Below are 23,504 nucleotides of genomic sequence, written 5' to 3' on the forward strand. Positions count from 1 at the left end.
GTTTAACTTCCCCCTGCTGAAGCCCCCTGGAGGGTAAGGAAGAAGAATCCCCAGATGTCCTGGAGAACCCTTTACACCTCTCCGTTTTGCACTACCTGTGCAGTACGTGTCGTTTGGAGAGCACAAAATGATAATATATATAACTCCCGGCACGTAACTACTCAATGAGGTGTATAGCCTTGACTACATATGGAATTGAATTTGTGCCCGGAGCAATCAACGTCAAGCAGGTGGTGAATTACACCAAGCTTGCAGAGTCGAAGGATATCGACTACGCTTGGATCACGAACCACTACAACAACCGTCATGCATACCCGACCCTCGCGATGATCGCGGCAAACACTGACACGATCAAGATGGGCCCGGGCATCATGAACACGTTCACCGACACCCCGGCAGCCATTGCCTCCTTCATGGCTACCTTAAACGAGATCTCCGACGGACGTGCCGTCCTCGGTATCGGACCCGGCGACCTCTCGACCCTCCCGAAGCTCGCGATCGACCCCGTCAAGCCCGTCGGTCACCTGAAGGAAGGTGTCGAGCAGATCCGGAAACTCCTCGCCGGCGAAGAGGTCAAGAAGACCGGAAACCTGGAGTTCTTCGACTACGACGGCGCCAAGCTGACCGGCGTCACCCTGCCCGGCAAGAAGGGCATCCCGGTCTACATCGGTGCCCAGGGCCCCAAGGTGCTCGAGCTCGCCGGAACGATCGGTGACGGCGCCCTGATCAACGCATCGAACCCCAAGGACTTCCAGGTCGCCATCCCGATCATCAAGAAGGCCATGGAAGCGGTCGACAAGAAGAAGTTCGACGTCGGCGCCTACACCGCCATGTCCATCGACATGGACGAGAAGAAGGCCCGGAACGCCGCGAAGATCGTCGCCGCGTTCATCGCCGCAGGCTCTCCGCCCGACCTCCTCAAGCGCCACAACCTCAACCTCGACAACGTCGCGAAGATCAAGGAAGCGCTCGGCCGCTTCGACTTCAAGACGGTCGGCGGACTCGTCGGCGACGCGGAGATCGACGCCTTCACCATCGCCGGAACCCCCGACATGGTCAAGCAGAAGTGCGAAGACCTTGCAAAGTCCGGAGTTACCCAGATCATCTTCGGCTCGCCGCTCGGCCCCGACATGACCAACTCCATCCGCCTCCTCGGCAAGTACATTGTCTGAGACGGAAAAACACGATCGCTTTTTTTTACGGCATTGCCGGATGGTTCAGACCGGGTACTCCCGGGTCTCATCGTGGTCTCCGGCGTCACCATCCGCAGTCCGGACAGGGTTTTATACGCTCGGCGCGCCAACCGGAGTATGAAAGGCAATGTTCACCACCCGCGAGATCCTGACGGAACGGGGGATTCTCCAGTACCGTCGGGAGTCTCTCACCGGCATCCGGTGCCGGATCAGTCCCGTCCGGGTCGAGCGGCAGATCGACACCGCTCCTGCCATGCCTTCATCCCGCGACGGGTGCCCTTTCTGCCCCGATGCTCTAGATTCCTCCACTCCGACGTTCGAGGACGGCAGCCGACTCCGGTGCGGGGAGAGCGTGACGTTCCCGAACCTCTACCCGTTCGCCGGACGCCATGTGGTTACGGTGATCACGCCCGATCACGGGCCCGGCCGGTTCGATGCGAGGTGCCTCGCCGATGCCATCTCCGGCACGGCAGAGGCCCTCGCTCGAACTCCCGGATATGCGAGCATCAACTGGAATCACCTCCCGTCGGCGGGTGCGAGCATCGTCCACCCGCACCTGCAGGGCATCGCCGATGCGGAACCCACCCGCCTTGCGGACCTCTACCTCTCCGGCGGCCGCCGCTATCTCGCCGATCACGGCCGTCTCTACTGGGACGACCTTGTAGAGCACGAACGCTGCTCGGAGCGGTTTCTCTTCGAGAACGAGATCTTCTGGTCGGCAAACCCCGTCCCCCTGGGCGAGCGTGAGGTGCGGGGAATCCTTCCGATATCGACGCTTGAGGAACTCGAACCGTACATCGTGCCGCTGGCCGACGGAATCCTCCGTATCGTCGACTTTTACCGGAGCCTCGGCACGCACGCCTTCAACGTCTCGATCTTCTTTGATGCCCCCGGAAAAGCCGGGCAGGGCCATCGTGCCTTCTGCTCCATCATCGCACGGTTGAACCCGAACACCTTCTCCATGTGCGACTCGGCGTTCATGGAGCGGCTGCACCTGGAACCGGTCATCCTGACGCTCCCCGAAGACCTGAATGCGCTCTTCCGGGAGAAAAGTTGATTATGCGCCGGCGTTAACTCCTTCTCATGACGGAGCCGCGCGGATTCCTGGTCGGCGGAGAATGGCGAACGAGCACCGAGATCCTGGACGTGCGGTTTCCCTACACGGGGGAGGTCTTCGGCCGGGTCTGCCTTGCCGGGAGCGACGACGTCGAGGACGCCCTCCGCTGTGCAGAACGCGGGTTCTCCTCAATGCGGCGCCTTCCGGCCCACCGCCGTTCGGAGATCCTCTACAGCCTCGCCGAACTCATCCGGGAACGGTCCGCGAAGCTTACCGGGACGATCATGCTCGAAGCGGGAAAGACCCGTGCCCTCGCCGAGAGCGAGGTCGTGCGTGCGCGGGAGACGATCGAGGTCTCCGCCGAGGAAGCGCGCCGAATCGACGGCACGATCCTCCCCCTCGACTGGAACGCGGCCGGGGAAGGGCGGATCGGCTGCCTCCGCCGGTTCCCGCTCGGTCCGGTGCTCGCGATCACGCCATTCAACTTCCCGCTCAACCTCGCCTGCCATAAGCTGGGGCCGGCCGTCGCTGCCGGGGACTCCGTCATCCTCAAACCTGCGTCGGCCACCCCGATCTCTTCGCTGATGCTCGGTGAGATGGCGCTTGACGCCGGGATCCCGCCCGAAGCGATCAGCGTCGTCCCCTGCCGTACCGATCTTGCGGAGCGGATGGTGCGGGACGACCGGGTTGTCTGCGTGAGTTTCACCGGGAGCCCGGCCGTCGGGTGGCACCTCCGGGAGATCGCCGGCAGGAAGCGTGTCGGACTGGAACTTGGCGGCAACGCGGCCGTGATCGTTCACGAAGATGCCGATATCCTCTTTGCGGTCGCCCGGATCGTTGCCGGCGCCTTCTCGAACGCCGGCCAGACCTGCATCTCGGTGCAGCGGGTCTACCTCCATCGGCCGATCTATGAGGAGACGCTCGCGCTGCTCGTCGAGCGGGTTCGTGCCCTTACCGCCGGCGACCCGCGCGAACCCGGCATCGAGGTGGGCCCGATGATCTCGGAGTCTGCCGCGGAGACGGCGTTAGCAAAGGTCGAGGACGCTGTCGCGGCGGGCGCGAAGGTGCTTGCCGGCGGAATCCGCGACGGCCCGCTCGTTACGCCGACGGTTCTCGTCGAGACGACACCGGATATGGCAGTGAACCGGACGGAGGCCTTCGCCCCGGTGATGACGGTCACCCCCTACGAGACCTTCGAAGAAGCGATAGCGCTCGCGAACGACTCCGAGTACGGGCTGCAGGCGGGCATCTTCACCCACGATTCCCGGAGGATCGCGCAGGCGTTCGCGGAACTCCGGGTCGGCGGCCTGGTGGTCAACGACATCTCGACGTTCCGGATGGACCACGCCCCCTACGGCGGGGTCAGGGGTTCGGGCATCGGGCGCGAGGGGCCGAAGTACGCAATCGAGGAGATGACCGAAGAGCGGATGATGATCTTTTCGCCGTAGATGATGCTATCCGTCAATGAGGCGGCAGGTGCCGGGCGAATAGTTTCTTACACGAATAGTGGCTTTTCGAAGGTGAAGGTGTTTGAGAAGGCCGATGCTCGCGAATCGCCTCTCGTTTTCCGCATCTGCCACTTTTCTGCGACCACACTGACACGGTTTTCGAGGTGATATCGCCACGCACCGCCCGCCCCCTGGGGAGGGGAACGACTGCTGGAACAGCAGGAGTTTGAGCACCGCAGGTGCGATTGAGGAGCGCGAAGCGCGGGCGGTGGGGGGCTTTTGAGGAGAGCCATTCGGTGTGAGGAGACGGGGGGGCGTGCCCCCCTCCCCACCTGACGGTGGTCGAGCTCCGTTCCTATCGGAACGTCGCACTCCCCGTCAGCCCCTCCCCCCCCCAGGGGCGATAGTCCCACGGCCCACTGCACGGGGTTCTTTCTTTATTTTGGCTTTGTTGAACCCCTCTCCCGGAGGATGAATTATCTCCGGATAATCCACGTCTCACCGACGCACGCGAAGGCGCGAAGAACGCGAAGTCTGGATGGGTATTGACTGTCTCCCTTCGCGACTTCGCGGCTCGAAGCCTACGGCTTCTCACGCTCCCGTCCTGTAGACGGTCGCGGCTCGCACCTACGGTGCTCAAGCTCGCTGCGCTCGCACTTCGCGTGAGACCCACATCACCCGCCTCTATCGGCAACCGGGTGTTATCCAGGGGTTGTGGAAAGCATCTCAACAGGGCCTTTATTTTAACTGCGTTGTTGCCAGCACTCGAAATCCTTCGGTTTTCTCACGCCCCGGGTCTTCGCACCTGACGGCGCTCACGCTCCGGTTCTTCGCACCTGAAGGTGCTCACGCTCCGGTTCTTACGAACCATCGCGTTACGAACCATCGCGTTACGAACCATCGCGTTACGAACCATCGCGCTCCGAACCGTCGTGACTCGCACATAGCGGTGCTCATGCTCCAGCCTTTTGACCCGTCGCACTTTATGTGAGGCACCTATATCGAGATAATCCCTGAAGACCACGATCTCGCCCCGCTTCCCGGCGAAGACAAACGACGCACCCTCTACCGGGTAACGCACTCTACAAACTCGAAAAAAAAGTGGTGCCGAGGTTACTCGGGCTTGCTGATGAGGGCGGTCTTCGAGACGATCTCGCCGGTCTTCTTGTGGGGCTTGCGGATGACCGCGTCCATACCCTTCTCGAGGTCGCGTGCTTCCTCGCAGAGGATCATGGCCTGGCGCATCATCTCGTGGGCGCTCGAGACGATCGGGATGTATTTCTCCCACTCCTTCGTCATGAAGCAGCCCTTGACGTTGACGCCTGCAACCGACTGTGCGATCTCGTAGGCCGCACGGGCCTTCGCGAGCGCGTAGGGGTTGCTGAACTCGCCGTCGACCGCCTTGTCGGAGGTCATGACGACCTTCGGGAGCGCGAGGTCCGCGCCCTTCTTGCCTGCCTTCACCTGGTCGATGACCTTGTCGAGCTCCATCTGCATCTTGCGGAACGCACCGGTGATGGCGAGCACCTTCACGAGGTTTCCGTTGTAGTCCGCCATCTCGATGGGGTCGAGGAACTCACGGCGGGCGCCGATCATGGCGTCGGCCTTCATGATGATGTAGCCGAAGTTGCTCGCCTTGAGCGCTTCGAACTGCTCCTTCTTGGTGGTGACATCGTCGGTGATGACGATGCAGGGGATTCCGGCCGCTGCAAGGTCTTCACGGGCCTGGGTGGGTCCGGGGAGGACGCCGTTCGGGGAAACGACGATACAGAAGTCCGGGCCCCATGCCTTCATATTGCTGACCACACGGTCGATATCCTCGGGCTGCAGCTTCGTGCCGGAGGTCGCCATGAAGGTGATCATGTCCTCACGGTCAGCGCGCTCATCGAGAAGAAGTTCACCCATTACACCACTGGCGATATTTCCCAGTTTTGCAATTCCAACTTTTACAACCACTTTAACACCTCTCAAAATTTGAGAACACGATAGTATCACCAAGTTCTCATATAAACGTTTTGAAATGCCACGAAAATTCCGTCCAATAACGGGAGGGGTTAAGGAAAAGTGTTTAAATTTGCACCGTCCATATATATCTGATGAAACAAGGTCTGCTCACCGATCGCCAGAAGGAAGTGTTGCGCTACCGGAAGAAAGGGCTGACGCAACAGCAGATTGCGGAGATCATCCACACCTCAAAAGCCAACGTCTGCACCATCGAGAAAGCTGCACTTGAGAATATAGCGCGTGCACGCGAGACGCTCGAATTCCTCTACACCCTCGACGCCGTGCATCTCTGTACGCTTGAAAGCGGCCTCGACCTGCTCAAGGCACCGGAGTTCATCTATGCCGAAGCCGAGAAGCAGGGGTTGAAGGTCAAATACGACACGATCTCGCTCATAAACAGGCTTCGGGACGCAAACCCCGAGCGGTTCAGGGGGAGGCAGGTTCGCGAGGACGTTGAGATTTATATCAACAAAGACGGCGATCTCTACTTCGGGTGATGCGGTTCATCGGGCGCGCACACGGGCTCCGTGCGGGAGCGGGAGCCCTGCAGGAGCATGCCTCGCGGTCACGCAGCATGAACACAACCGTTGCAGCCCTTCGTTCATCCGCCGGACCGCTCGCCAGGCGAACCGGTGCCGCGCATGCAGCAACGAGGCGGTTTGCGCAAAATCCCAAAAGATCCGATAACAAGGTTTATATCTCATTTTAAGTAATGTTTAAGAAACCGCTCTGCATGATTCCGCCCGGATCCGGGGAGCAGCCGGCACCGTATGTGCCTCTGATTCCCGACATGGGTTCTCATATCGCATATGTGCGGATTGAGGACTCGCGGCGGGGCGTGCAGGAGGTACAGAGACACAAGGTCGAACCCTCCTCACGGAGGGCCGATGTCGATATGGAGTTGTGCTCGTCACAACGGGATGACAGGAGCTGGATCTGATCGAGACGCTGGGCCAACGCCAGTGCAGCGCGCCCGGTTCCGGGAAGAGTGTTCCCGGGAGCGTCGAAGAGTCAGGATCTATTGGCGACGACTGGAATGCACCCGGTGCACACCGGGACGGCAGCAGAGAGAGCGGTCGAGGCGCACGGAGACGAATGTCTTTGTGACTTCACGTTCCGCTGCCTCCATCAACTGTTTCCCTTACGCTACGGCAAAACGGCGTGGCGTTCGATATCCCGCCCCATCCGGGTTCGCCAGAGGGCTTACCATGCCGGTGCGTCCGGCACGGGGCCCGGCGCACGCATCGCACTGCAGCGAGCCTGCAGTCGATGCCTCACGCTATAACGCACGAAGGGTTGATTGAAAAATGCCGAAGATAAACAGACCACGCAGAGGATCCCTCGCGTACAGCCCGAGAAAGCGGGCAAAAAGCCCGGTTCCGCGCTACGGCTCATGGCCGGAGTATACGGGAGCCCCGGCCGTGCAGGGATTTGCAGGCTACAAAGTGGGAATGACCCACGTCATCATGGTCGATGACCACAAGAGCAGTCCCACCGAAGGCAAGGACGTGATGGTGCCGGTGACCGTGGTTGAGGTTCCGCCCATGCGGGTGGCCGGCGTGCGCGCATACGGTGAAGACACCTACGGTAAGCACGCGCTGACCGAAGCATGGACAACCGATCTCGACGAGGAACTGTCCCGCCGGATCAACGTCCCGAAGAACCATGACACCGCCGCCGCCCTCGAAGCCGTCAAGGCCGCCGTCGGCGAAGGCAAGGTCGTGGAACTCTACGCTCTGGCCTACACCCGCCCGACGGAACTCACCGGCGTCCCGAAGAAGGTCCCCGACCTGATGGAGATGCGGATCGCCGGCGGAAGCCTCGAAGACCAGATCGCCTACGCCGCCGAGATCCTCGGAAAGGAGATCACGATCTCCGGGAACCTTGAGGTCGGCGAGTACGTCGACGTCACCGCCGTCACCACCGGTAAGGGTACGGAAGGCCCCGTCAAGCGGTGGGGCGTCCAGGTCCGGAAGCGGAAACACTCCCGCGGCGGCAAGAAGCGCCACATCGGCAACCTCGGTCCCTGGAACCCGCACCACGTCAGGTGGCAGGTGCCCCAGATGGGTCAGATGGGTTACCAGCAGCGTACCGAGTTCAACAAGCGGATCTTGAAGATCGGCACCGACGGCGACGACATAACGCCGGCAGGCGGGTTCCTGCACTACGGTCTCGTGCGCGGCCCCTACGTGCTGATCAAGGGTTCCGTCCCGGGGCCGAACAAGCGGCTGGTCCGGATACGGTCCGCGATACGGCAGGGTGAACACACGGTCCGCACGCCGACGATCAATTTCGTCAGCGTGCAGAGCCAGCAGGGGTGAGCAGCGATGAAGGCACAGGTTCGAACACTGACGGGCGAGATCGCCCACGAGATCGATCTCCCGGAGATCTTTACAGAAGAATACAGGCCCGACCTGATTAAGCGGGCTGTCCTCGCGCTCCAGAGCACCCGGTTCCAGCCGCACGGAACGAACCCCTATGCAGGCATGCGGACCTCCGCAGAGTCCTGGGGCAGCGGCCGTGGAGCCGCCCAGGTCCCCCGCCTGAAGAACGGCAGCAGGGTAGCCAGGGTTCCGCAGGCAACCGGCGGACGTGCAGCGCATCCGCCGAAGGTCGAGAAGATCCTCGTCAAAGAGATCAACCGGAAAGAGAAGCGCAAAGCTTTCAGGTCCGCCGTCGCCGCCAGCACCTACCCCGACCTTGTCAGGGAACGCGGGCACCTCTTCGAGGGCGACCTCCCGCTGGTCTTCGAGGACCGGTTCGAGGAGATCACCCGCACGGGCGACGTCATCGCGGCGCTCACCGCACTCGGTGTCTACGTTGATGTCGAGCGGGCGAAAGGCAGCCGGAAGGTCCGTGCAGGGCGGGGCACCATGCGTGGCCGCCGCTACAAGCAGCGCAAGAGCGTTCTCATCGTCACCGGCGGCGAACCGCTCCGGGCGGCCCGGAACCTTGCGGGCGTCGATGCCGTGGCGGTCGACCAGCTCAACGCCGAACTGCTGGCCCCCGGCACGCAGGCAGGACGGCTGACGGTCTGGACGGAATCTGCAGTCCGGAGACTGGAGGAGTTCTCATGATACTGAAACACCCGTTCGTTACTGAAAAAGCAACGATGATGCTCGAAGGCGAGAGCAAACTCCAGTTTATCGTGACGAGGGATGCCACCAAACAGGACATCAAGCGCGAGCTGGAATCGGCCTTCGAGCAGGAAGTGGCCAACGTCCGCACGATGATGACCATGAAAGGCGAAAAGAAGGCCATTGTAACGTTTACGGACGCGAAGGCGGCTGAAGAGATTCTCAGCCGGCTGGGAATCATGTAAGGTGAGTGACGATGGCACACAGAATCATAGCACAGAGCCGCGGAAAAGGCGGCCCCTCCTACCGTGCACCGTCGCACCGGTATAAGGCGGCACTGCGGCACGCAGGAAAGAACGACGTCCTGGTCTCCGGGAGCGTCATCGACATCGAGCACGATCCGGCCCGCCACGCACCGATCGCTCTCGCCAGACTTGAGAGCGGCGAGAAGATCTACGTCCTCGCCACCGAAGGACTCGGTGTCGGGGATGCGGTCTCCTGGGGCACGGGCGGCGCGGTGAAGAACGGCAACACCCTGCCGCTCCGGGAGATCCCGGTCGGCGCATACGTCTGCAACATCGAGGCCAGGCCCAACGACGGCGGCAAGTTCGTCCGTTCGAGCGGTGTCCAGGCTCTCGTCATCGGCAAGGCCGACGACGGCAGGGTCGGTGTCAGGATGCCGAGCGGCAAGAACAAGTGGTTCAACGGTGCCTGCATGGCAACCGTCGGTATCGTTGCCGGCGGCGGACGGGGCGAAAAACCGTTCGTCAAGGCAGGAAAGAAGCATTTCCACGTCAGGTCCTCTTCCGAGAGATGGCCCCGCGTCAAGGGTGTCTGCATGAACGTCATCGACCACCCGTTCGGTGGCGGTGGGCACCAGCACTGCGGACGGCCGAAGACCGTCGCCCGCGGCACGTCCCCGGGGAGAAAGGTAGGGCATGTTGCCGCCCGGAGAACCGGCAAGTGGAAGAAGTGAGGGGTGAAGCATGGCAAAGAAGACACAGAAGAGGATGCCGCGGCGCCGCGAGGAGTTCACCTATCGCGGTTACTCCGTTGCGGACCTGCAGCAGATGGCTCTCTCCGAGCTGCTGCCGCTTATGCCGGCCAGGGCACGCAGGAAGTTCGACCGGGGCCTCTCCAGGGAGCACGAGAAACTCCTCGCCGATCTCCGGTCCGGGGATGAGAACATCCGCACCCACCTGCGCGACATGATCATCATGCCCGAGATGGTGGGGAGATCCATCGAGATCCACAACGGCAAGGAGTTCCAGAAGGTGGAGATTCAGCCCGAGGCGGTCTTCCACTACCTTGGAGAGTTTGCACTGACCCGCAGGAGGGTCGCTCACGGCAGCGCCGGTATCGGTGCGACCCGGTCGAGTAAATACGTACCGCTGAAGTGATGGATATGGCAAGAACAGGTTATTCAGCAAAAATTGAGGGCGAGAACGTCGCTCGCGCAAAAGCGAACGAACTTCCCGTCTCTCCCAAGCACTCGATCGAGATTGCCAGGTTCATCAAGAACATGAGCACCACCGAAGCAAAGGCATACCTCGCCGATGTGGTGGCGCTGAAGAAGGCCATCCCCTTCAAGCGGTTCAACCGGAACGTCGCGCACAAGCGGGGTCTCTCGAAGTGGCCCGCCGGCCGGTATCCGGTCAAGGCGGCAGAGGCCTACATCAAACTGCTCGAATCCGTCGAGAAGAATGCCGAGTACATCGGCCTTGATGTCGAAAACCTCCGGATCGACCACGCCGCCGCCAACACCGGCCGTGGCCTCCGGGCATTCTTCCCGCGTGCGATGGGTCGCGCTACTCCGAAGCGCAGGGAGACCGTGAACATCGAGATCGTCGTGACCGAGGTGGCGTAATGGCAATCGAGAAGAAATTTATCACTGACGGCGTGCGCAACGTCCGCGTCGAGAAGTTCCTCACGACGGAACTCAAGCGCGCAGGATACGGCGGCATGGATATCACCCGGACGCCGCTCGGCACCCAGGTGACGATCTTTGCGGAGAAGCCCGGTATCGTGATCGGGAAAGGCGGCAAGCAGGTTCGCCAGCTGACGCAGGACCTTGCTACCGTCTACGAGATCGAGTCTCCCCAGGTGGAGGTCCAGCAGGTCCAGAACCCCAACTTCAACGCCCAGATCATGGCGGAGAGGCTGGCAAACGCTCTCGAGCGCGGCTGGTACTTCAGAAAGGCCGGACAGAGCACGATCCGCCGGATCATGGAGTCCGGTGCGCTCGGCTGCGAGGTCATCGTCGCCGGGAAACTGACCGGCGCACGGTCGCGGACGCAGAAGTTCACCGAGGGCTACATCAAGCACTGCGGCGAACCGAGCGAGACGATCGTCGAGAAGGGCTACGCGATTGCGATCAAGAAACTCGGAACCATCGGGGTTCAGGTCAAGATCGTCCCGCCGGATGCACGGCTGCCCGACACCTTCGACGTCCTCGAGCCCGAGCCGAAGCAGGCTCCGGCCGAACCCATCGAGCCCGAAGAGGTCGGTGAGGAGGTCTTCGAGGAAGAGTTCGAGGAGACCTCCGGAGAGGAGTTCGAGGAGGAAGTATAGATGGCAATCTTTCGGGCGCGTGAAGTGAAACAGCTCTCCGACACCGAACTCCTCGAGCAGGAGCAGAAACTCTCCCTCGAACTGATCCAGGAGCGCGGCAAGGTCAGCGCCGGCGGTGCCACCGAGAACCCCGGAAGGATCCGCGAGGTAAGGAGAACGATTGCGCGCATCCGCACCGAGCAGAACGCACGGAGGAACGCATGATCTCTCCCCAGAACGTCCTTCGGCACGAGTTGATCGGGCTGGACGTTCTGGTCGTTCGTGCGAGCAACCCGGATCATGCCGGGGTATCCGGTCGCGTCACCGACGAGACCAGAAATACCCTGGTTATCCTGACCGGGCGGGGAGAAAAGCAGATACCGAAACGGTTCAGCGTGTTCCGCTTCCGGCTCCCCGACGGCACGGCCGTCGACGTCGACGGTTCGAGCCTGGAGACGCAGCCGGAACGGCGGATCGGCATGCGCATCAGATAAACGAGGATGAATAATGGCACGAAACATTGGGTTGGACGTCCCCATTCCTGAAGCGGAATGTGAGGACGCAAATTGTCCGTTTCACGGCACTTTGCCGGTACGCGGCCAGGTGATTACCGGCAAAGTCGTGAGCGACCGTATGAACGGTACCGTCGTGGTGGAGCGTGAGTTCCTCCACTACGTCAAGAAATACAAGCGGTACGAGAAACGCAGATCCCGATACCATGCCCACAGCACGCCCTGCATCAACGCCGGCGTGGGCGACGTGGTCAGGATCGCGGAGTGTCGTCCGCTTTCAAAGACAACGAACTTCGTTGTGGTCGAGGTGATGAAGGAATGAAGGCCATGCAGGCAAAGATTCCGCGCGCCCTCGCCACCGGCTCCAGGATGGTCTGCTCCGACAACACGGGCGCACGGCTTGTGGAGGTCGTCTCGGTCGACGGCTACCACGGCGTCCGGCGGCGGCAGCCCTGCCTGGGCATCGGCGACATCGCGACCGTGAGCGTCAAGAAAGGCACCCCCGACATGCGGCGGAAACTCGAGAAGGCAGTGGTCATCCGGCAGAAGAAGGAGATCCGCCGCCCGAACGGCATCCGTCTCTCGTTCGAGGACAACGCAATGGTGCTCATCAACGAGCGCGGCGAGCCGAAGGGAACCGAGATCAAGGGGGCTGTCCCCCGCGAGATCGCGGAGCGTTTCCCGAAGATCGCCTCAATGGCGACGACAATCGTGTAAGGTGTGGTAAGAATGGTACGCATAGTTAGCAAACAGCCGAGAAAACAGCGCAAGGCGCGTTACAACGCACCGAACCACACCCGGGGCCGGTTCCTCTCCGCATCGCTCTCCCCCGAACTCCGCGGGAAATACAGCACCCGGAGAACCCGTGTGGTCAAGGGTGACACCGTGAAAGTGCTCCGTGGAGACTTTGCCGGCGACGAAGGCGTCGTCGATGCGGTGGACATGAAGGCGTGCCGGCTGGTCGTGCACGGCGTGATGGTGACGAAGGCGGACGGGACCGAGGTTCCCCGGCCGGTCGATCCCTCGAACGTGCAGATCACGAAACTGAATTTGAAAGACAAACTACGTGAGGAGAGGCTCGGAGGCGGAGCATAATGTCCAAATATCTCAAGCGGCTGGTAGCCCCTGGCTCCTGGCACATCCCGAAGAAAGTACAGAAATTCGTCATGAAGACCGCCCCCGGGCCCCACAACGCCGGCGCTCTGCCGGTCGGGGTCTGGCTCCGCGAGCACATCGGTCTTGCACAGAACGCGAGCGAGGTCAAAAAGATCCTGCACCAGCGGGACATACTCATCAACGGACGGGCCTGCAAAGACCCGCGGATGGGTCTTGGAGTCTTCGATATCGTCTCGATCCCGAAGATCGGGAAGCACTACCGCATCCAGCTCGACGTGAAGGGCAATCTGGTCGCCGTCGAGATTCCGGCGGAGTCTGCAAAGACCCGGCTCTGCAAGATCCGGAACAAGACCACCATCAAGGGCGGCAAGGTGCAGCTGAACCTCGCGTTCGGTGCAAACATCCTCGCCGACAACACCTACAGGGCAAAGGACTCCGTCGTCGTGACCCTCGGGACGGACGGCGAAGACCGGTTCAGGATCGTCGACCACTTCCCCTTCGCGGAAGGCAACGTGGCCATGGTCGTCGGTGGTAAACACTCCGGCAAGGTCGCGAGGATCGTCGAGATCATCAGGACGGCAAGTTCCGTCCCGAACCGCGTCATCCTTGCGGACGACTCGGCCGGCGAGCGGTTCGAGACCATCGAGGATTACGTCTTCATGGTCGGCCGGTCCGCGATAGCACCCGAACTGGAGGCCTCGGCATGACCGCGATGAAGGATATCTACATCGATAAGGTCGTCGTGCACATGGGCGTCGGAGAGAGCGGCGAGCGGCTGGTCAAGGCGGAGGATCTCGTAAAACAGATCACCGGCCAGAAGCCCGTCCGCACCATGGCGAAGCGGACCCAGCCGGCGTTCGGTATCCGGAAGGGCGCACCCATCGGGTGCAAGGTCACCCTGCGCCGGGAGAACGCCGAGAAGTTCATCACGACCGCTCTCAACATCATCGAGCGGCGGCTCGCACCCACGCAGTTCGACCGGACCGGGAACGTCTCCTTCGGTATCGAAGAGCACACCGACTTCCCGGGCATGTCCTACGATCCGACAATCGGTATCTACGGCATGGACGTCAACGTGGTGCTCGAGTACAAGGGCGCACGGATCGCACGGAGAAGTGTCGAGCGCAGGAAACTGCCGGCCGACCAGAAGGTGAACAAAGAGGACGCTATCGCGTTCATGCGCGAGCACTACCAGGTGGAGGTGTAAGGAATGGCGGAAGAGTCAGGAGCGCCTGCAACGGGTGAGAACGTACGGAAGTTCGGCCGCGGCGCGAACGAGTGCCGCATCTGCGGCCGGAAGCAGGGCCTTGTACGGAAGTACGGCATTTACTTCTGCCGCCAGTGCTTCCGCGAGTGGGCGAGCAAAATGGGCTTCAAGAAGATGAACTAGGGGTAGAGAACAATGGCACGACTGAATCCAATCGCTGACGCGATGAGCACGATCAAGAATGCCGGAGATGCTGGAAAGAGCGAGGTTATTGTAGAACCCGCCAGCAAGCTTCTCGGCGCAATGCTCCGCGTCATGCAGGAAAACGGCTTTATCAGCGGCTTCGAGTTCATCGACGACGGCCGCGGCGGCCAGTTCCGGGTCCAGCTCTCCGGAACGATCAATAAGTGTGGCGCCATCAGCCCCCGGTTCCCGGTGGCGATGGCTGATATGGAATACTGGGAGTCGCAGTATCTTCCCGCGAAGAACTTCGGCATCCTGATCGTCTCCACCTCGAAGGGAGTCATCTCCCATGCAGAGGCACGAAACGAAGGGATCGGCGGGCAGCTGCTGGGATACGTCTACTAAAAGGAGGGAATGAGTATGGCAATAACACGACAGGTCGAGATCCCTCCCGGCGTTGACGTCACGCTCGACGGCGGCATGCTCACGGTCTCCGGGCCGAAGGGCACGCTGGCCCGCGACATGCGCTTCCCGCAGATCGATCTCAAGGTCGACGGCGGCGAAGTCGTCGTCTCCACGGCATCCGACAAGAAGCGGATCCTCGCCATGACCGGCACGCTCGAGGCCCATGCGAAGAACATGATCCGGGGCGTCGTCGACGGCTACGAGTACCGGATGAAGGTGGTCTACAGCCACTTCCCGATCCAGATCAAGCAGCAGGGCAACCGCCTCGAGATCACCAACTTCCTCGGCGAGAAGCAGCCCCGGGTCGCAAAGATCCTCGAGGGCGTCGCCGTCAAGATCGGAAACGACGAGGTTACTCTCACCGGTATCGACAAGGAGAAGGTGGGCAACACGGCCGCAAACATCGAGCACGCGACCAGGATCACGAAGCGCGATCCCCGGGTGTTCCAGGACGGCATCTACATCACCGAGAGGGCGTGAAAACAATGGACGATACAAGAAGACTGATCCGCGTCCGCACCCGGCACAACAAGCCTGCCTTCAAGAGGCGGGGCCTTCACCGCAAAGCGAAACTGGCAGATGTCTGGCGGCGTCCGCGTGGTCTGCACAACAAGCAGAGGCGGCAGTTCAGGGCGAAGGGTGCCCTCCCCCGACCGGGATACGGGAGCCCCGCCGCAGTTCGCGGCATGCACCCGAGCGGCTATACGGAGGTACGGGTCTTTACACCGGCGGATCTTATGGATCTGAACCCGGAGACCCAGGCCGTCCGGATCGCCGGATCCGTCGGCAACAGGAAGCGTGGAGCGATTCAGGAGCGGGCTCTGGAACTCGGGCTCAAGGTCCTGAACGCAAAGGACCTCACCCCTGCGGCAGGCATCCCGGCCGCAGCCGAAGAAGAAGAGGTGAACGAGGATGAGTGATCTCGCCAGCCAGAAGCGAATGGCGGCCGCCATTCTCAAGTGCGGGGTCAACCGTGTCTGGTTCGATCCCGAGCGTCAGGCCGATATCGAGGCAGCGATCTCCAGAAACGACCTGCGCGAGCTCATCGGGGAAGGCGCGATCAGGGCGCACCCCGTAAAAGGGAACAGCCGCGGCCGGGCCCGCGTGCGGATGGCAAAGCGTTCCTACGGCCACCGGAAAGGTCCGGGGCGGAGGAAGGGTGCTGCAGGAGCCCGGAACGCCAGCAAGCGGACGTGGATCCGCAAGATCCGGGCGCAGCGCCGCACTCTGCGCGAGATGCGCGAAGATGGTACGATCGACCGGAGTCTCTACCGCCTGATGTACCGGCGGGCTTCCGGAGGTCAGTTCCGGAGTGTGTCGCATCTTGAGGCTCAGATTGAGATAACGGCAGGGAGGATGAAATAATGGCAACCGGCCCAAGATACTTCGTGCCCTTCCGGAGAAGGCACGAGGGCAAGACCGACTACTACAAGCGGATGTCGCTCCTGTCGTCGGGAACACCGAGAATGGTCGTCCGGAAGACGAACCGGCAGATCATCGTACAGCTGGTCGTTCCCGAGGTCGAAGGGGATCGCACCCTGGTGGCTGCGTACTCGGCCGAACTCGCCGACTACGGCTACGAGGGATCGACTGCGAGCACCCCGGCCGCCTACCTGACCGGGATGCTCTTCGCGGTCAAGGCGCTGAACGCGGGGTATGACGAGGGAATCCTCGACATCGGGCTTGCCCGGGCAAAACCCGGAGCACGTGTCTTTGCCGCTCTCAAGGGAGCGGTGGATGCGGGTCTCGACGTCCCCTACGGCGAATCGATCCTCCCCGATGAAGAGCGGCTCAAAGGTGCCCACATCGCGGAGTATGCTCCCGAGCGGGCGGGCAACCTGGTAACGAATGTAGAGGCTGTGGCTCTGGCCATCAAGAAGGAGCTGGTGTGACATGGCATACGTACAGGAAGAATGGATTCCGCTCACCGGTCTCGGGCGCATGGTCGCCGCAGGCGAGATCACCAGTATCGATGAGGTGCTCGCGAGCGGCAGGCCGATCAAGGAGCCGCAGATCGTCGATCTCCTCCTGCCCGACCTGGAGGACGAGGTGCTGGACATCAACATGGTCCAGCGGATGACGGACTCGGGTCGCCGTGTGAAGTTCCGCACCGTCGTGGTGGTCGGCAACCGGAACGGCTACGTCGGGTTCGGCCAGGGGAAGGACGTCCAGGTCGGTAACGCGATCCAGAAGGCAATCGTAAACGCAAAACTGAATCTGATCAAGGTTTCCCGCGGCTGCGGGAGCTGGGAGTGCGGTTGCGAGACCGCTCACTCGATCCCGATCGAGGTGACCGGCAAGGCAGGCAGTGTCAAGGTGACGCTGAAGCCCGCCCCGCAGGGTATCGGTCTCGTGACCGGGGATATCCCGAAGAAGGTCCTGACGCTTGCAGGCATCAAGGATGTCTGGGCGTTCAACCGGGGACAGACCCGGACGACCATCAACTATGCAAAGGCGACGTTTGAGGCGCTGAAGCAGACGAACATGGTTCGGATCGGAGGGACGGAGTGATGTACGCGGTAGTACAGGTGCGCGGCGTGGTCAAGACCAACCACGAGATCAAGGACACCTTGAAGATGCTCCGCCTGCACCACGTGAACCACTGCGTCCTCGTGCCCGATACGCCCGCGTATCTGGGCATGATCCGCAAGGTGAAGGACTTCGTGGCGTACGGTGAGGTTGACGCCGGGACTCTGGCCACCCTCCTGCGCACCCGGGGCAGACTGACCGGGGACGAGAAGCTGACCGACGAATACGTCCGCGCGCATACCCCGTATGCCGATATCGATGAGTTCGCGGCAGCACTCTGCAACGGCGAGACGAGTTTCCGTGACCTGGTGGAGATCAAACCGGTGCTGAGACTGCATCCACCTCGAAAGGGCTATAAAACCATCAAGCGAACCTTTCAGCAGGGTGGAGCTCTCGGCTACTATGGCCCACAGATCAACGATCTCCTCTACAAGATGAGGTGAGACAGATGCCCGTAAACAAGAGATCCAAATACAGGGGTTCACGAACCTGCGGCGGCGGTACGCACAAGAACCGGCGTGGCGCCGGCAACAGGGGTGGACGGGGTAGAGCCGGGCAGCGCGATCACCGCTTCTCTCACTTCTACCTGAAGGGCGAGATATCCAACGGTAAGCACGGTTTTATCAGCAAGACTTCCGTGCCGGTATCTGCTCTCGATGTCGGTGAGATCGACCAGATGGCCGAAGCGCTGCTTCGTGAAGGGCTTGCCACCCGGGAGGGCGATCTCATCGCCCTCGACGCCGCCGAACTCGGCATCGAGAAGGTGCTCGGCGGTGGAAGAGTCACCCACAAAATGAGTATCTCCGCCCGGGAGTTCTCCGAACGTGCCCGGACGAAAATCGAGGAGATGGGCGGTCAGGCAACGACCGTCTGATCTTCTTTTTCAGGTGAAACCATGGGAGATCTGCTGGATAGATTTGAACCCATCCTTGCAGCGATGCCTGCAGTCAGGGGGCCGGAAGGGCACGTCCACTTCAAGAATAAACTTATGTGGACGCTTGCTATCCTGCTTCTCTACTTCTCATTGACCAACATCGATATCTTTGGACTCTCTGCGCAGTCACAGGATATTTTCGGAATGTACCGTGCCCTGCTTGCCGGTGCGAGCGGTTCGCTCCTGCATCTCGGTATCGGGCCGATCGTCACCGCGTCGATCGTGCTGCAGCTGCTCAAGGGTGCCGGACTCCTGCAGATCGATACCAGCGAAGCACGTGGGCAGGTCATGTACATGGGCCTGCAGAAGATGCTCATCTTCGTGATGATCATCGTCGAAGCGTTCCCCATGGTTGCGAGCGGGATGATGATGCCCGACCCGACGGTGGCTGCGCAGTTCTTCGGCGGAAATATGCTCACGGTCTCGCTCCTGATCTTCCTCCAGGTCTGCCTCGGCGGGCTTCTGGTGGTGCTGATGGACGAGGTCGTCACGAAGTGGGGCGTCGGTTCGGGCGTGGGACTCTTCATCGTTGCGGGAGTCTCGCAGGGTCTCGTGAACGGGTTCCTGAACTGGCAGACGGGCACCGATCCCTTCCCGATCGGGTTCTTCCCGAGGCTGTTCGCCATAGGTACCTCGGGAGCGAACTTCCTCGAGTACTTCGGAACGGATCTGCTCGCCCTCGTCACGACGATAGTCATCTTCATGATCATCGTCTACGTGGAGTCGACCCGTATCGAGATACCGCTTGCGCACACGGCCGTCCGCGGCGCCCGTGCGCGGTTCCCGGTGAAGCTCATCTACGCGAGCGTTCTGCCGATGATTCTCGTCCGGGTGCTGCAGGCGAACATCCAGATGATCGGGATGTTCCTCTCGAACGCCGGGATAACGATCTTCGGCGAGTTCCAGGGACAGACACCGGTAAACGGCCTGATGTGGTATATCGCCCCCATCAACCAGCCCCAGGACTGGATGTGGTGGCTCTCCGATCTCGGGCACGCTCCCTGGGAGATCATGCTGCGTATGGGCATCGATATCACCGTCATGGTGGTCGGGGGCGCGATCTTCGCGCTTTTCTGGGTCAAGACCGCCGGCCTCGACTCGAAGGACGTGGCCCGGCAGATCCAGAGAAGCGGGATGCAGATCCCCGGCTACCGGCGGAGTGAGCAGGTGCTCGTGAAGTACCTCGACCGATACATCCCGCGGATCACCGTCATCGGCGGTGTGTTCATCGGCCTTCTCTCGGTCGTCGCGAACCTCTTCGGTGTCATCGGCGCGGTCGGGGGAACGGGTCTGCTGCTTGCGGTGAGTATCACCTACCGCCTCTACGAGGAGGTCGCAAGCCAGCAGATCATGGAGATGTACCCGTTCATGCGCGGGTTCTTTGGGAAAGAGTAAGTCCGTAGGCCCGACCCGCAGGTCGGGCCGAAGGAGTTACTCCTGGAGAAAAAGGTGCCTCAGCACCTTTTTCGACCGGGAGTGAGCCCGGAGGAGTCATTCTTGAAGAAGCGGCGCGAAGCGCTCGCTTCGACTGAGAATGACCTCTTCTGATTCTCACTCTCCCCCAAAACCGCACAGAACCCATTTTCTACCCGGGATCACCCGGGCATGGAGCAATTCCGAAAGGCATTACTCTTTCAGGCACGGATTTATCTTAACAGCGAATGATACCCTAACGGGAGTGATAAAGTTGGGAAAGAAAGTTGTCGTGACGGGGGTTCCCGGTGTTGGAAAGACCACCGTCATCAATGGCGCGATGGAGAGGCTGGCGGCCGAAGGCGTTGCGTATAAGGCCGTCAACTTCGGCACGTTCATGTTTGAGGTGGCTAAAAAGGAGAACCTGGTCTCGGATCGCGATGAGATGCGCAAGCTCGAGAAAGACGTCCAGAAACGCCTTCAGCAGGCGGCCGCCTCGGGAATCGCCGCCATGAGCGGAGATGCAAACATCATCATCGACACCCACAGCAGCGTCAAGACCCCGACGGGGTTCCTTGCGGGGCTGCCCGAATGGGTGCTCCGCGAGTTGATGCCCGACATCGTCGTGCTGGTGGAGACCGACCCCGACCAGATCCTGATGCGCCGGCTCGGCGACGCCTCAAGGGCCCGCGACATGGAAGGATACCGCGCGATCGCCGAACACCAGGAGTTCAACCGCGCAGTCAGCGCGGCATATGCGATGTATACCGGCTGCACCATCAAGATCGTCCGGAACGAGAACTTCCTGCTCGAACAGGGCATCGACGACCTGGTGAGTGTGCTGAGGTAACCTGATATGGTGGACCTGAAGAAGCACGGCCCGACGATCGCCCTCCTCTTTACCATGCTGGTCTTCATCTCGTACAGCATCGAGTGGATACGGGTGACGGTCGGTCACGCGATGGATGTAGTGCTGGGCCCCTTCATCGACACCCTCGGGGTGCCGTTCTTCGTCATGATCCTGATCCTCTCAAGCATCACGGGCCTCTACTCCTCGCTCGTCCAGAAGTACACCATCGACTACGAGAAGATGCAGGAGACGCAGGCGAAGATGAAGGTCTTCCAGAAGGAATTCCGGGAGGCCCAGCTCTCCGGGGACGAAAAGAGGATCAAGAAGCTTCAGGGAAGACAGGAGCGGATGATGCAGGACCAGCTCGAGTTCTCCCGGCAGCAGTTTACGCCGATGGCGATCATCCTCGTGCTCTCCGTGCCGATCTTCTTCTGGCTTCTCCTGCGGCTTCCCGAAGTCGGCACACCGGCTGCCATTGGGACCGGCATCGTGCTGCCGTTCCTCGGAGCGGTCAGCCTCTCGGGCTTTGCGTTCTGGATCGTCCCGGCCTGGATCCTGTGGTATATGATCTGCTCGCTGACGATCAGCCAGGTGATAAGGAAGGCCCTCAACATCGGAGGGCTCTGATGCGGATCACCATCAGCGGTCCGCCGGGGAGCGGCACCACGTCGCTCGCCCGCTACCTCGCGGGGAAGCACGGGCTCGACCTCATCTCCGCGGGAGAGGTCTTCCGTCAGCTCGCGAAGGAGCACGGCATGGATCTCGCCGGGTTCGGGAAGTTCGCGGAGAGCGATCCCTCGGTCGACCGGATGATCGACGCCCGGCAGAAAGAGATCGGTGAAGCCGCCGAAAACATCATCATCGAGGGCAGGCTCTCGGGCAGGATGGTCGAGAACGCCGATCTCCGTATCTGGCTTTCGGCGTCGCTTTCCTGCCGGGCAAGACGCATTGCGGGACGTGACGGGATGGACGAAGAGGGAGCCCGGGTCTATACCGAGAACCGGCAGCGTTCGGAATCGACCCGCTACCGGAACTACTACGGTATCGAGATCGACGACCTCTCGCCGTACGACATCGTCCTCTCGTCCGAGACCTTCGGCGTGGACGCCCTCGGCACCATCGTGGACGCCGCGATCGCGTGCCTTGCACGGCAGCAGGCCGGCGACCTCTAGCGGTCCCCTACCCTCTTTGCTTTTATCTTTTTGATGCGCCGGAGCCGGGTCCATTCCTGCCGCTCCATCTCGTCGCGCTGGTCTTCGATGAACCGGCGGATCTCCGTGAGTTCCGGGATGATCTTGAGTTCCAGTGCGTTCACCCGTCGCCGCGTCTTCTCGATGTCGTCGAGCAGGTGCTTGACCCCTCCTTCGAGTTCGGCGGTTGCGATGATCGCTTCGAGAAGTTCCTCGTAGGCGTCGGCCGCGTCGTCGATGACCGACGATGTTCCGAGGATACCGTAACCCCTCTGGTCGAGTGTCTTTCTCACCATCACCGGTTCGAGGTCCGGGAGCCGCACCCCGAATGTGTTCCTGTTTCCGGTTGCATAGGAAGGATAGGCCTCTACCGAGAGCGCCGCGAGGAGCACTCCCGTCGCCCCCTCCATCATGGCGGCGACCGCTACCATCTCCCGTGCGCCGGCGAACTTCTCTTCGAGTTCCCTGCGGTTCAGGGCTGCCTGCTCGGTGAGTTTGACCAGTTCCAGCATCATGCCGTCGAGTTTCATCGACAAAAGCCGGTGTACCCGCTCTGCGAGCGCCTGCCTCCGCCTGACGATCAGGAGGCCGGCCCTGGTGGGTTTGATGTCGTCGACCGGCATGGTGCTCTCCTACAGGACGATATACTGCCATATCCGTTCGGGCAAGAGGCCGAATGCTTTCCCCCGTGCGATTGCCCGCAGGTTCGCGACCTCGTACTTCTTCCGCTCGAGGTATGCAAGCACCGGCAGAACCGAGAACGGGTGCCGCCGGGAGAGGGCTTCCAGCTGGTGGAGCCTGACGCGGGTGACCGCCATTTCGACCTCGTGGACGGGCCGCCTGCGCCGGTGCCATCGCTGCCAGACCAGTTCTGCGGCATCTGTGCTTGAGAAATCCGGATCCTGCCGGAGTTCGCGCACCGCCTGGGCGAGAACCGGGACGATGTCGGTCGAAAGAAAGGCGCTGACGAACTCTCCTTCCGTCTCGATGCCGTAGAGCCTTCGGAAGAGGTCGACGGGGATACGGCCGCCGGGGATCATCGTCCGGTCGATGGTCGCGATATCGCACGCCTCTTCTGCGCAGTGGAGCCGGAGGAGGTTTCTCATGTTGGTGATGTCGATCTCGAACCGGAGGTAGCCGATCAGCTCCTGGCATCCGCTGCACCCGGTTGCGGCAAGACCGAGAAGGTCGGTGTAGTATTGCCGGTAAAGCTCGTTCTCGATCCGGGCAAAGACGCCCGTCTCACCGCAGATCCGGTAGTACTCCGCGAGAACCGGGTAGAGCCGCCAGCCCTGGAGCGCCTCGATAGCCTCGCCGCAGTTCGTGAAGTTAAGAAGGCGGTCGAGGAGCGTGCCGTCGAGTTCCCCCGCCGGGACGAGAAGATCGCGGATCTGGCGCCGGGGTATGTCGTGAACCGTGCCCCGCAGGATCGCCATGACGTTTGCGATGTCCCACCGGTTGAGGTATTCCCCGGTCAGGGTGTGCAGGTCGCCGGGAGCGGTCGCCATGGCGTGCCGGAACGACTGCGCCAGGTTGCGGTTTACCGCCTCTTCGATGAGCTGGGCACCGGAAAAGTCGTGCGCGAGATCCAGGATGTCCTCTCTGTACTCTTCCTGTCGGCTGAGATATCCGATCACCCCCGGTATGCTCATCCGCATGATCCGCAGGTATTCTTCACGAGGAAGGAGCGTCGTCCTCCTTACCCGGAACCGGGTGCAGGCGTAGATGCACGAGGGGGAGGTCACGCCCAGCGGGGGCATACGTCCCTATTATCGT

At 61.4% G+C, this 23,504-nt stretch carries 34 protein-coding genes; 31 read left to right on the forward strand and 3 right to left on the reverse strand.

Going from position 1 to position 23,504, the window contains the following annotated elements; all coding sequences use genetic code 11:
* The first annotated feature begins 164 nt into the window (after window positions 1-164).
* The 3 genes from SZ63_RS01820 (at window position 165) to SZ63_RS01830 (ending at window position 3,698) form a co-directional block, all read left to right on the forward strand.
* Window positions 165-1,172, forward strand: a complete 1,008-nt coding sequence (locus tag SZ63_RS01820) for a 5,10-methylenetetrahydromethanopterin reductase (protein ID WP_048180162.1) — start codon at window positions 165-167, stop codon at window positions 1,170-1,172.
* 148 nt (window positions 1,173-1,320) lie between these two features.
* The gene (locus SZ63_RS01825; protein WP_048180164.1) at window positions 1,321-2,250 is read left to right on the forward strand and encodes a galactose-1-phosphate uridylyltransferase; all 930 of its coding nucleotides are present in this window, start codon (window positions 1,321-1,323) and stop codon (window positions 2,248-2,250) included.
* A gap of 26 nt (window positions 2,251-2,276) precedes the next feature.
* On the forward strand, window positions 2,277-3,698 hold the full coding sequence (locus tag SZ63_RS01830) for an aldehyde dehydrogenase family protein (RefSeq protein WP_048180168.1): 1,422 nt from the start codon (window positions 2,277-2,279) through the stop codon (window positions 3,696-3,698).
* Between the two features lie 1,113 nt (window positions 3,699-4,811).
* On the opposite strand, the gene SZ63_RS01835 is transcribed toward SZ63_RS01830, so the two are convergent.
* Complete coding sequence (locus tag SZ63_RS01835; RefSeq protein WP_048180173.1) at window positions 4,812-5,654, reverse strand: F420-dependent methylenetetrahydromethanopterin dehydrogenase; 843 nt, start codon at window positions 5,652-5,654, stop codon at window positions 4,812-4,814.
* Window positions 5,655-5,794: 140 nt separating this feature from the next.
* Here SZ63_RS01835 and SZ63_RS01840 point away from each other — a divergent pair, with 140 nt between their 5' ends.
* The 28 genes from SZ63_RS01840 to cmk all read left to right on the forward strand — a co-directional run bounded on the left by SZ63_RS01840 (window position 5,795) and on the right by cmk (window position 21,710).
* Window positions 5,795-6,199: a Tfx family DNA-binding protein gene (locus tag SZ63_RS01840; RefSeq protein WP_048180185.1), complete on the forward strand. Its 405-nt coding sequence runs from the start codon at window positions 5,795-5,797 to the stop codon at window positions 6,197-6,199.
* A gap of 810 nt (window positions 6,200-7,009) precedes the next feature.
* On the forward strand, window positions 7,010-8,023 hold the full coding sequence (locus tag SZ63_RS01850) for a 50S ribosomal protein L3 (protein WP_048180189.1): 1,014 nt from the start codon (window positions 7,010-7,012) through the stop codon (window positions 8,021-8,023).
* A gap of 6 nt (window positions 8,024-8,029) precedes the next feature.
* Window positions 8,030-8,779, forward strand: coding sequence for a 50S ribosomal protein L4 (gene rpl4p, locus SZ63_RS01855; RefSeq protein ID WP_048180192.1), 750 nt, complete (start codon window positions 8,030-8,032; stop codon window positions 8,777-8,779).
* Window positions 8,776-9,024, forward strand: a complete 249-nt coding sequence (locus SZ63_RS01860) for a 50S ribosomal protein L23 (protein WP_048180194.1) — start codon at window positions 8,776-8,778, stop codon at window positions 9,022-9,024. Before rpl4p ends, SZ63_RS01860 begins: the two co-directional genes overlap by 4 nt.
* A gap of 11 nt (window positions 9,025-9,035) precedes the next feature.
* Window positions 9,036-9,755 (forward strand): 50S ribosomal protein L2, encoded by a 720-nt coding sequence (locus SZ63_RS01865; RefSeq protein WP_048180198.1) that lies wholly within the window; start codon window positions 9,036-9,038, stop codon window positions 9,753-9,755.
* Window positions 9,756-9,765: 10 nt separating this feature from the next.
* On the forward strand, window positions 9,766-10,179 hold the full coding sequence (locus SZ63_RS01870; RefSeq protein ID WP_011843411.1) for a 30S ribosomal protein S19: 414 nt from the start codon (window positions 9,766-9,768) through the stop codon (window positions 10,177-10,179).
* Between the two features lie 5 nt (window positions 10,180-10,184).
* Entirely contained in the window at window positions 10,185-10,646 is a 462-nt protein-coding gene (locus tag SZ63_RS01875; protein WP_048180804.1) for a 50S ribosomal protein L22, read from the forward strand.
* The gene (locus SZ63_RS01880) at window positions 10,646-11,350 is read left to right on the forward strand and encodes a 30S ribosomal protein S3 (RefSeq protein ID WP_048180203.1); all 705 of its coding nucleotides are present in this window, start codon (window positions 10,646-10,648) and stop codon (window positions 11,348-11,350) included. The genes SZ63_RS01875 and SZ63_RS01880 overlap by 1 nt, the downstream gene beginning before the upstream one ends.
* Entirely contained in the window at window positions 11,351-11,554 is a 204-nt protein-coding gene (gene rpmC / locus SZ63_RS01885; RefSeq protein ID WP_048180205.1) for a 50S ribosomal protein L29, read from the forward strand.
* Window positions 11,551-11,823: a ribonuclease P protein component 1 gene (gene rnp1 / locus SZ63_RS01890; protein WP_048180208.1), complete on the forward strand. Its 273-nt coding sequence runs from the start codon at window positions 11,551-11,553 to the stop codon at window positions 11,821-11,823. The genes rpmC and rnp1 overlap by 4 nt, the downstream gene beginning before the upstream one ends.
* A gap of 13 nt (window positions 11,824-11,836) precedes the next feature.
* Entirely contained in the window at window positions 11,837-12,163 is a 327-nt protein-coding gene (locus SZ63_RS01895; RefSeq protein ID WP_048180211.1) for a 30S ribosomal protein S17, read from the forward strand.
* Window positions 12,160-12,558, forward strand: a complete 399-nt coding sequence (rpl14p, locus tag SZ63_RS01900) for a 50S ribosomal protein L14 (RefSeq protein WP_048180214.1) — start codon at window positions 12,160-12,162, stop codon at window positions 12,556-12,558. Before SZ63_RS01895 ends, rpl14p begins: the two co-directional genes overlap by 4 nt.
* Window positions 12,559-12,570: 12 nt before the next feature.
* Entirely contained in the window at window positions 12,571-12,936 is a 366-nt protein-coding gene (gene rplX, locus SZ63_RS01905; RefSeq protein WP_048180216.1) for a 50S ribosomal protein L24, read from the forward strand.
* Window positions 12,936-13,664, forward strand: a complete 729-nt coding sequence (locus SZ63_RS01910; RefSeq protein ID WP_048180218.1) for a 30S ribosomal protein S4e — start codon at window positions 12,936-12,938, stop codon at window positions 13,662-13,664. Before rplX ends, SZ63_RS01910 begins: the two co-directional genes overlap by 1 nt.
* The gene (locus tag SZ63_RS01915; RefSeq protein WP_048180220.1) at window positions 13,661-14,164 is read left to right on the forward strand and encodes a 50S ribosomal protein L5; all 504 of its coding nucleotides are present in this window, start codon (window positions 13,661-13,663) and stop codon (window positions 14,162-14,164) included. Before SZ63_RS01910 ends, SZ63_RS01915 begins: the two co-directional genes overlap by 4 nt.
* Window positions 14,165-14,167: 3 nt before the next feature.
* Complete coding sequence (locus SZ63_RS01920) at window positions 14,168-14,347, forward strand: 30S ribosomal protein S14 (RefSeq protein WP_048180222.1); 180 nt, start codon at window positions 14,168-14,170, stop codon at window positions 14,345-14,347.
* 12 nt (window positions 14,348-14,359) lie between these two features.
* Window positions 14,360-14,752: a 30S ribosomal protein S8 gene (locus SZ63_RS01925; RefSeq protein WP_048180225.1), complete on the forward strand. Its 393-nt coding sequence runs from the start codon at window positions 14,360-14,362 to the stop codon at window positions 14,750-14,752.
* A gap of 15 nt (window positions 14,753-14,767) precedes the next feature.
* Window positions 14,768-15,292: a 50S ribosomal protein L6 gene (locus tag SZ63_RS01930; protein WP_082122607.1), complete on the forward strand. Its 525-nt coding sequence runs from the start codon at window positions 14,768-14,770 to the stop codon at window positions 15,290-15,292.
* Between the two features lie 5 nt (window positions 15,293-15,297).
* Window positions 15,298-15,732 (forward strand): 50S ribosomal protein L32e, encoded by a 435-nt coding sequence (locus SZ63_RS01935; protein WP_048180232.1) that lies wholly within the window; start codon window positions 15,298-15,300, stop codon window positions 15,730-15,732.
* On the forward strand, window positions 15,725-16,177 hold the full coding sequence (locus SZ63_RS01940; RefSeq protein WP_048180234.1) for a 50S ribosomal protein L19e: 453 nt from the start codon (window positions 15,725-15,727) through the stop codon (window positions 16,175-16,177). Before SZ63_RS01935 ends, SZ63_RS01940 begins: the two co-directional genes overlap by 8 nt.
* Window positions 16,177-16,704, forward strand: a complete 528-nt coding sequence (locus SZ63_RS01945) for a 50S ribosomal protein L18 (RefSeq protein ID WP_048180237.1) — start codon at window positions 16,177-16,179, stop codon at window positions 16,702-16,704. The genes SZ63_RS01940 and SZ63_RS01945 overlap by 1 nt, the downstream gene beginning before the upstream one ends.
* 1 nt (window position 16,705) lies before the next feature.
* Window positions 16,706-17,323, forward strand: coding sequence for a 30S ribosomal protein S5 (locus tag SZ63_RS01950; RefSeq protein ID WP_048180239.1), 618 nt, complete (start codon window positions 16,706-16,708; stop codon window positions 17,321-17,323).
* A complete protein-coding gene (locus tag SZ63_RS01955; RefSeq protein WP_048180241.1) occupies window positions 17,323-17,784 on the forward strand; it encodes a 50S ribosomal protein L30 in 462 nt (153 codons plus the stop codon). The genes SZ63_RS01950 and SZ63_RS01955 overlap by 1 nt, the downstream gene beginning before the upstream one ends.
* A gap of 5 nt (window positions 17,785-17,789) precedes the next feature.
* Window positions 17,790-18,215, forward strand: coding sequence for an uL15m family ribosomal protein (locus SZ63_RS01960; protein WP_048180244.1), 426 nt, complete (start codon window positions 17,790-17,792; stop codon window positions 18,213-18,215).
* Window positions 18,216-18,236: 21 nt separating this feature from the next.
* Entirely contained in the window at window positions 18,237-19,670 is a 1,434-nt protein-coding gene (gene secY, locus SZ63_RS01965; RefSeq protein ID WP_048180247.1) for a preprotein translocase subunit SecY, read from the forward strand.
* A 292-nt stretch (window positions 19,671-19,962) separates the two neighbouring features.
* Window positions 19,963-20,538, forward strand: a complete 576-nt coding sequence (locus tag SZ63_RS01970) for an adenylate kinase (RefSeq protein WP_048180806.1) — start codon at window positions 19,963-19,965, stop codon at window positions 20,536-20,538.
* Between the two features lie 6 nt (window positions 20,539-20,544).
* Complete coding sequence (locus SZ63_RS01975; protein WP_048180250.1) at window positions 20,545-21,165, forward strand: DUF106 domain-containing protein; 621 nt, start codon at window positions 20,545-20,547, stop codon at window positions 21,163-21,165.
* Window positions 21,165-21,710, forward strand: coding sequence for a (d)CMP kinase (gene cmk, locus SZ63_RS01980; RefSeq protein WP_048180254.1), 546 nt, complete (start codon window positions 21,165-21,167; stop codon window positions 21,708-21,710). The genes SZ63_RS01975 and cmk overlap by 1 nt, the downstream gene beginning before the upstream one ends.
* Here cmk and SZ63_RS01985 read toward each other — a convergent pair.
* Window positions 21,707-22,351 carry a V-type ATP synthase subunit D gene (locus SZ63_RS01985; RefSeq protein WP_048180256.1) on the reverse strand — a complete coding sequence of 215 codons (645 nt, stop codon included), beginning with the start codon at window positions 22,349-22,351 and terminating at the stop codon, window positions 21,707-21,709. The genes cmk and SZ63_RS01985 overlap by 4 nt on opposite strands.
* A gap of 9 nt (window positions 22,352-22,360) precedes the next feature.
* On the reverse strand, window positions 22,361-23,488 hold the full coding sequence (locus SZ63_RS01990) for a V-type ATP synthase subunit C (protein ID WP_048180258.1): 1,128 nt from the start codon (window positions 23,486-23,488) through the stop codon (window positions 22,361-22,363).
* Window positions 23,489-23,504 lie beyond the last annotated feature (16 nt).

The sequence above is a fragment of the Methanoculleus sediminis genome (assembly GCF_001017125.1).
Classification (GTDB): Archaea; Halobacteriota; Methanomicrobia; order Methanomicrobiales; family Methanoculleaceae; genus Methanoculleus; species Methanoculleus sediminis.

Excerpts from the sequence above, each read along its gene's own strand:
- rpl14p (WP_048180214.1), top strand. The coding sequence starts at position 12,160 with ATGAAGGCCATGCAGGCAAAGATTCCGCGCGCCCTCGCCACCGGCTCC.
- rnp1 (WP_048180208.1), top strand. The coding sequence starts at position 11,551 with ATGATCTCTCCCCAGAACGTCCTTCGGCACGAGTTGATCGGGCTGGAC.
- SZ63_RS01860 (WP_048180194.1), top strand. The coding sequence starts at position 8,776 with ATGATACTGAAACACCCGTTCGTTACTGAAAAAGCAACGATGATGCTC.
- SZ63_RS01925 (WP_048180225.1), top strand. The coding sequence starts at position 14,360 with ATGGCACGACTGAATCCAATCGCTGACGCGATGAGCACGATCAAGAAT.
- SZ63_RS01930 (WP_082122607.1), top strand. The coding sequence starts at position 14,768 with ATGGCAATAACACGACAGGTCGAGATCCCTCCCGGCGTTGACGTCACG.
- SZ63_RS01840 (WP_048180185.1), top strand. The coding sequence starts at position 5,795 with ATGAAACAAGGTCTGCTCACCGATCGCCAGAAGGAAGTGTTGCGCTAC.
- SZ63_RS01990 (WP_048180258.1), bottom strand. The coding sequence starts at position 23,488 with ATGCCCCCGCTGGGCGTGACCTCCCCCTCGTGCATCTACGCCTGCACC.
- SZ63_RS01945 (WP_048180237.1), top strand. The coding sequence starts at position 16,177 with ATGGCAACCGGCCCAAGATACTTCGTGCCCTTCCGGAGAAGGCACGAG.
- SZ63_RS01895 (WP_048180211.1), top strand. The coding sequence starts at position 11,837 with ATGGCACGAAACATTGGGTTGGACGTCCCCATTCCTGAAGCGGAATGT.
- rplX (WP_048180216.1), top strand. The coding sequence starts at position 12,571 with ATGGTACGCATAGTTAGCAAACAGCCGAGAAAACAGCGCAAGGCGCGT.
- SZ63_RS01940 (WP_048180234.1), top strand. The coding sequence starts at position 15,725 with ATGAGTGATCTCGCCAGCCAGAAGCGAATGGCGGCCGCCATTCTCAAG.
- SZ63_RS01850 (WP_048180189.1), top strand. The coding sequence starts at position 7,010 with ATGCCGAAGATAAACAGACCACGCAGAGGATCCCTCGCGTACAGCCCG.
- SZ63_RS01820 (WP_048180162.1), top strand. The coding sequence starts at position 165 with ATGAGGTGTATAGCCTTGACTACATATGGAATTGAATTTGTGCCCGGA.
- SZ63_RS01910 (WP_048180218.1), top strand. The coding sequence starts at position 12,936 with ATGTCCAAATATCTCAAGCGGCTGGTAGCCCCTGGCTCCTGGCACATC.
- SZ63_RS01865 (WP_048180198.1), top strand. The coding sequence starts at position 9,036 with ATGGCACACAGAATCATAGCACAGAGCCGCGGAAAAGGCGGCCCCTCC.
- rpl4p (WP_048180192.1), top strand. The coding sequence starts at position 8,030 with ATGAAGGCACAGGTTCGAACACTGACGGGCGAGATCGCCCACGAGATC.
- SZ63_RS01935 (WP_048180232.1), top strand. The coding sequence starts at position 15,298 with ATGGACGATACAAGAAGACTGATCCGCGTCCGCACCCGGCACAACAAG.
- SZ63_RS01975 (WP_048180250.1), top strand. The coding sequence starts at position 20,545 with ATGGTGGACCTGAAGAAGCACGGCCCGACGATCGCCCTCCTCTTTACC.
- SZ63_RS01915 (WP_048180220.1), top strand. The coding sequence starts at position 13,661 with ATGACCGCGATGAAGGATATCTACATCGATAAGGTCGTCGTGCACATG.
- cmk (WP_048180254.1), top strand. The coding sequence starts at position 21,165 with ATGCGGATCACCATCAGCGGTCCGCCGGGGAGCGGCACCACGTCGCTC.
- secY (WP_048180247.1), top strand. The coding sequence starts at position 18,237 with ATGGGAGATCTGCTGGATAGATTTGAACCCATCCTTGCAGCGATGCCT.
- SZ63_RS01870 (WP_011843411.1), top strand. The coding sequence starts at position 9,766 with ATGGCAAAGAAGACACAGAAGAGGATGCCGCGGCGCCGCGAGGAGTTC.
- SZ63_RS01920 (WP_048180222.1), top strand. The coding sequence starts at position 14,168 with ATGGCGGAAGAGTCAGGAGCGCCTGCAACGGGTGAGAACGTACGGAAG.
- SZ63_RS01875 (WP_048180804.1), top strand. The coding sequence starts at position 10,185 with ATGGCAAGAACAGGTTATTCAGCAAAAATTGAGGGCGAGAACGTCGCT.
- SZ63_RS01960 (WP_048180244.1), top strand. The coding sequence starts at position 17,790 with ATGCCCGTAAACAAGAGATCCAAATACAGGGGTTCACGAACCTGCGGC.
- SZ63_RS01985 (WP_048180256.1), bottom strand. The coding sequence starts at position 22,351 with ATGCCGGTCGACGACATCAAACCCACCAGGGCCGGCCTCCTGATCGTC.
- SZ63_RS01830 (WP_048180168.1), top strand. The coding sequence starts at position 2,277 with ATGACGGAGCCGCGCGGATTCCTGGTCGGCGGAGAATGGCGAACGAGC.
- SZ63_RS01955 (WP_048180241.1), top strand. The coding sequence starts at position 17,323 with ATGTACGCGGTAGTACAGGTGCGCGGCGTGGTCAAGACCAACCACGAG.
- rpmC (WP_048180205.1), top strand. The coding sequence starts at position 11,351 with ATGGCAATCTTTCGGGCGCGTGAAGTGAAACAGCTCTCCGACACCGAA.
- SZ63_RS01880 (WP_048180203.1), top strand. The coding sequence starts at position 10,646 with ATGGCAATCGAGAAGAAATTTATCACTGACGGCGTGCGCAACGTCCGC.
- SZ63_RS01825 (WP_048180164.1), top strand. The coding sequence starts at position 1,321 with ATGTTCACCACCCGCGAGATCCTGACGGAACGGGGGATTCTCCAGTAC.
- SZ63_RS01950 (WP_048180239.1), top strand. The coding sequence starts at position 16,706 with ATGGCATACGTACAGGAAGAATGGATTCCGCTCACCGGTCTCGGGCGC.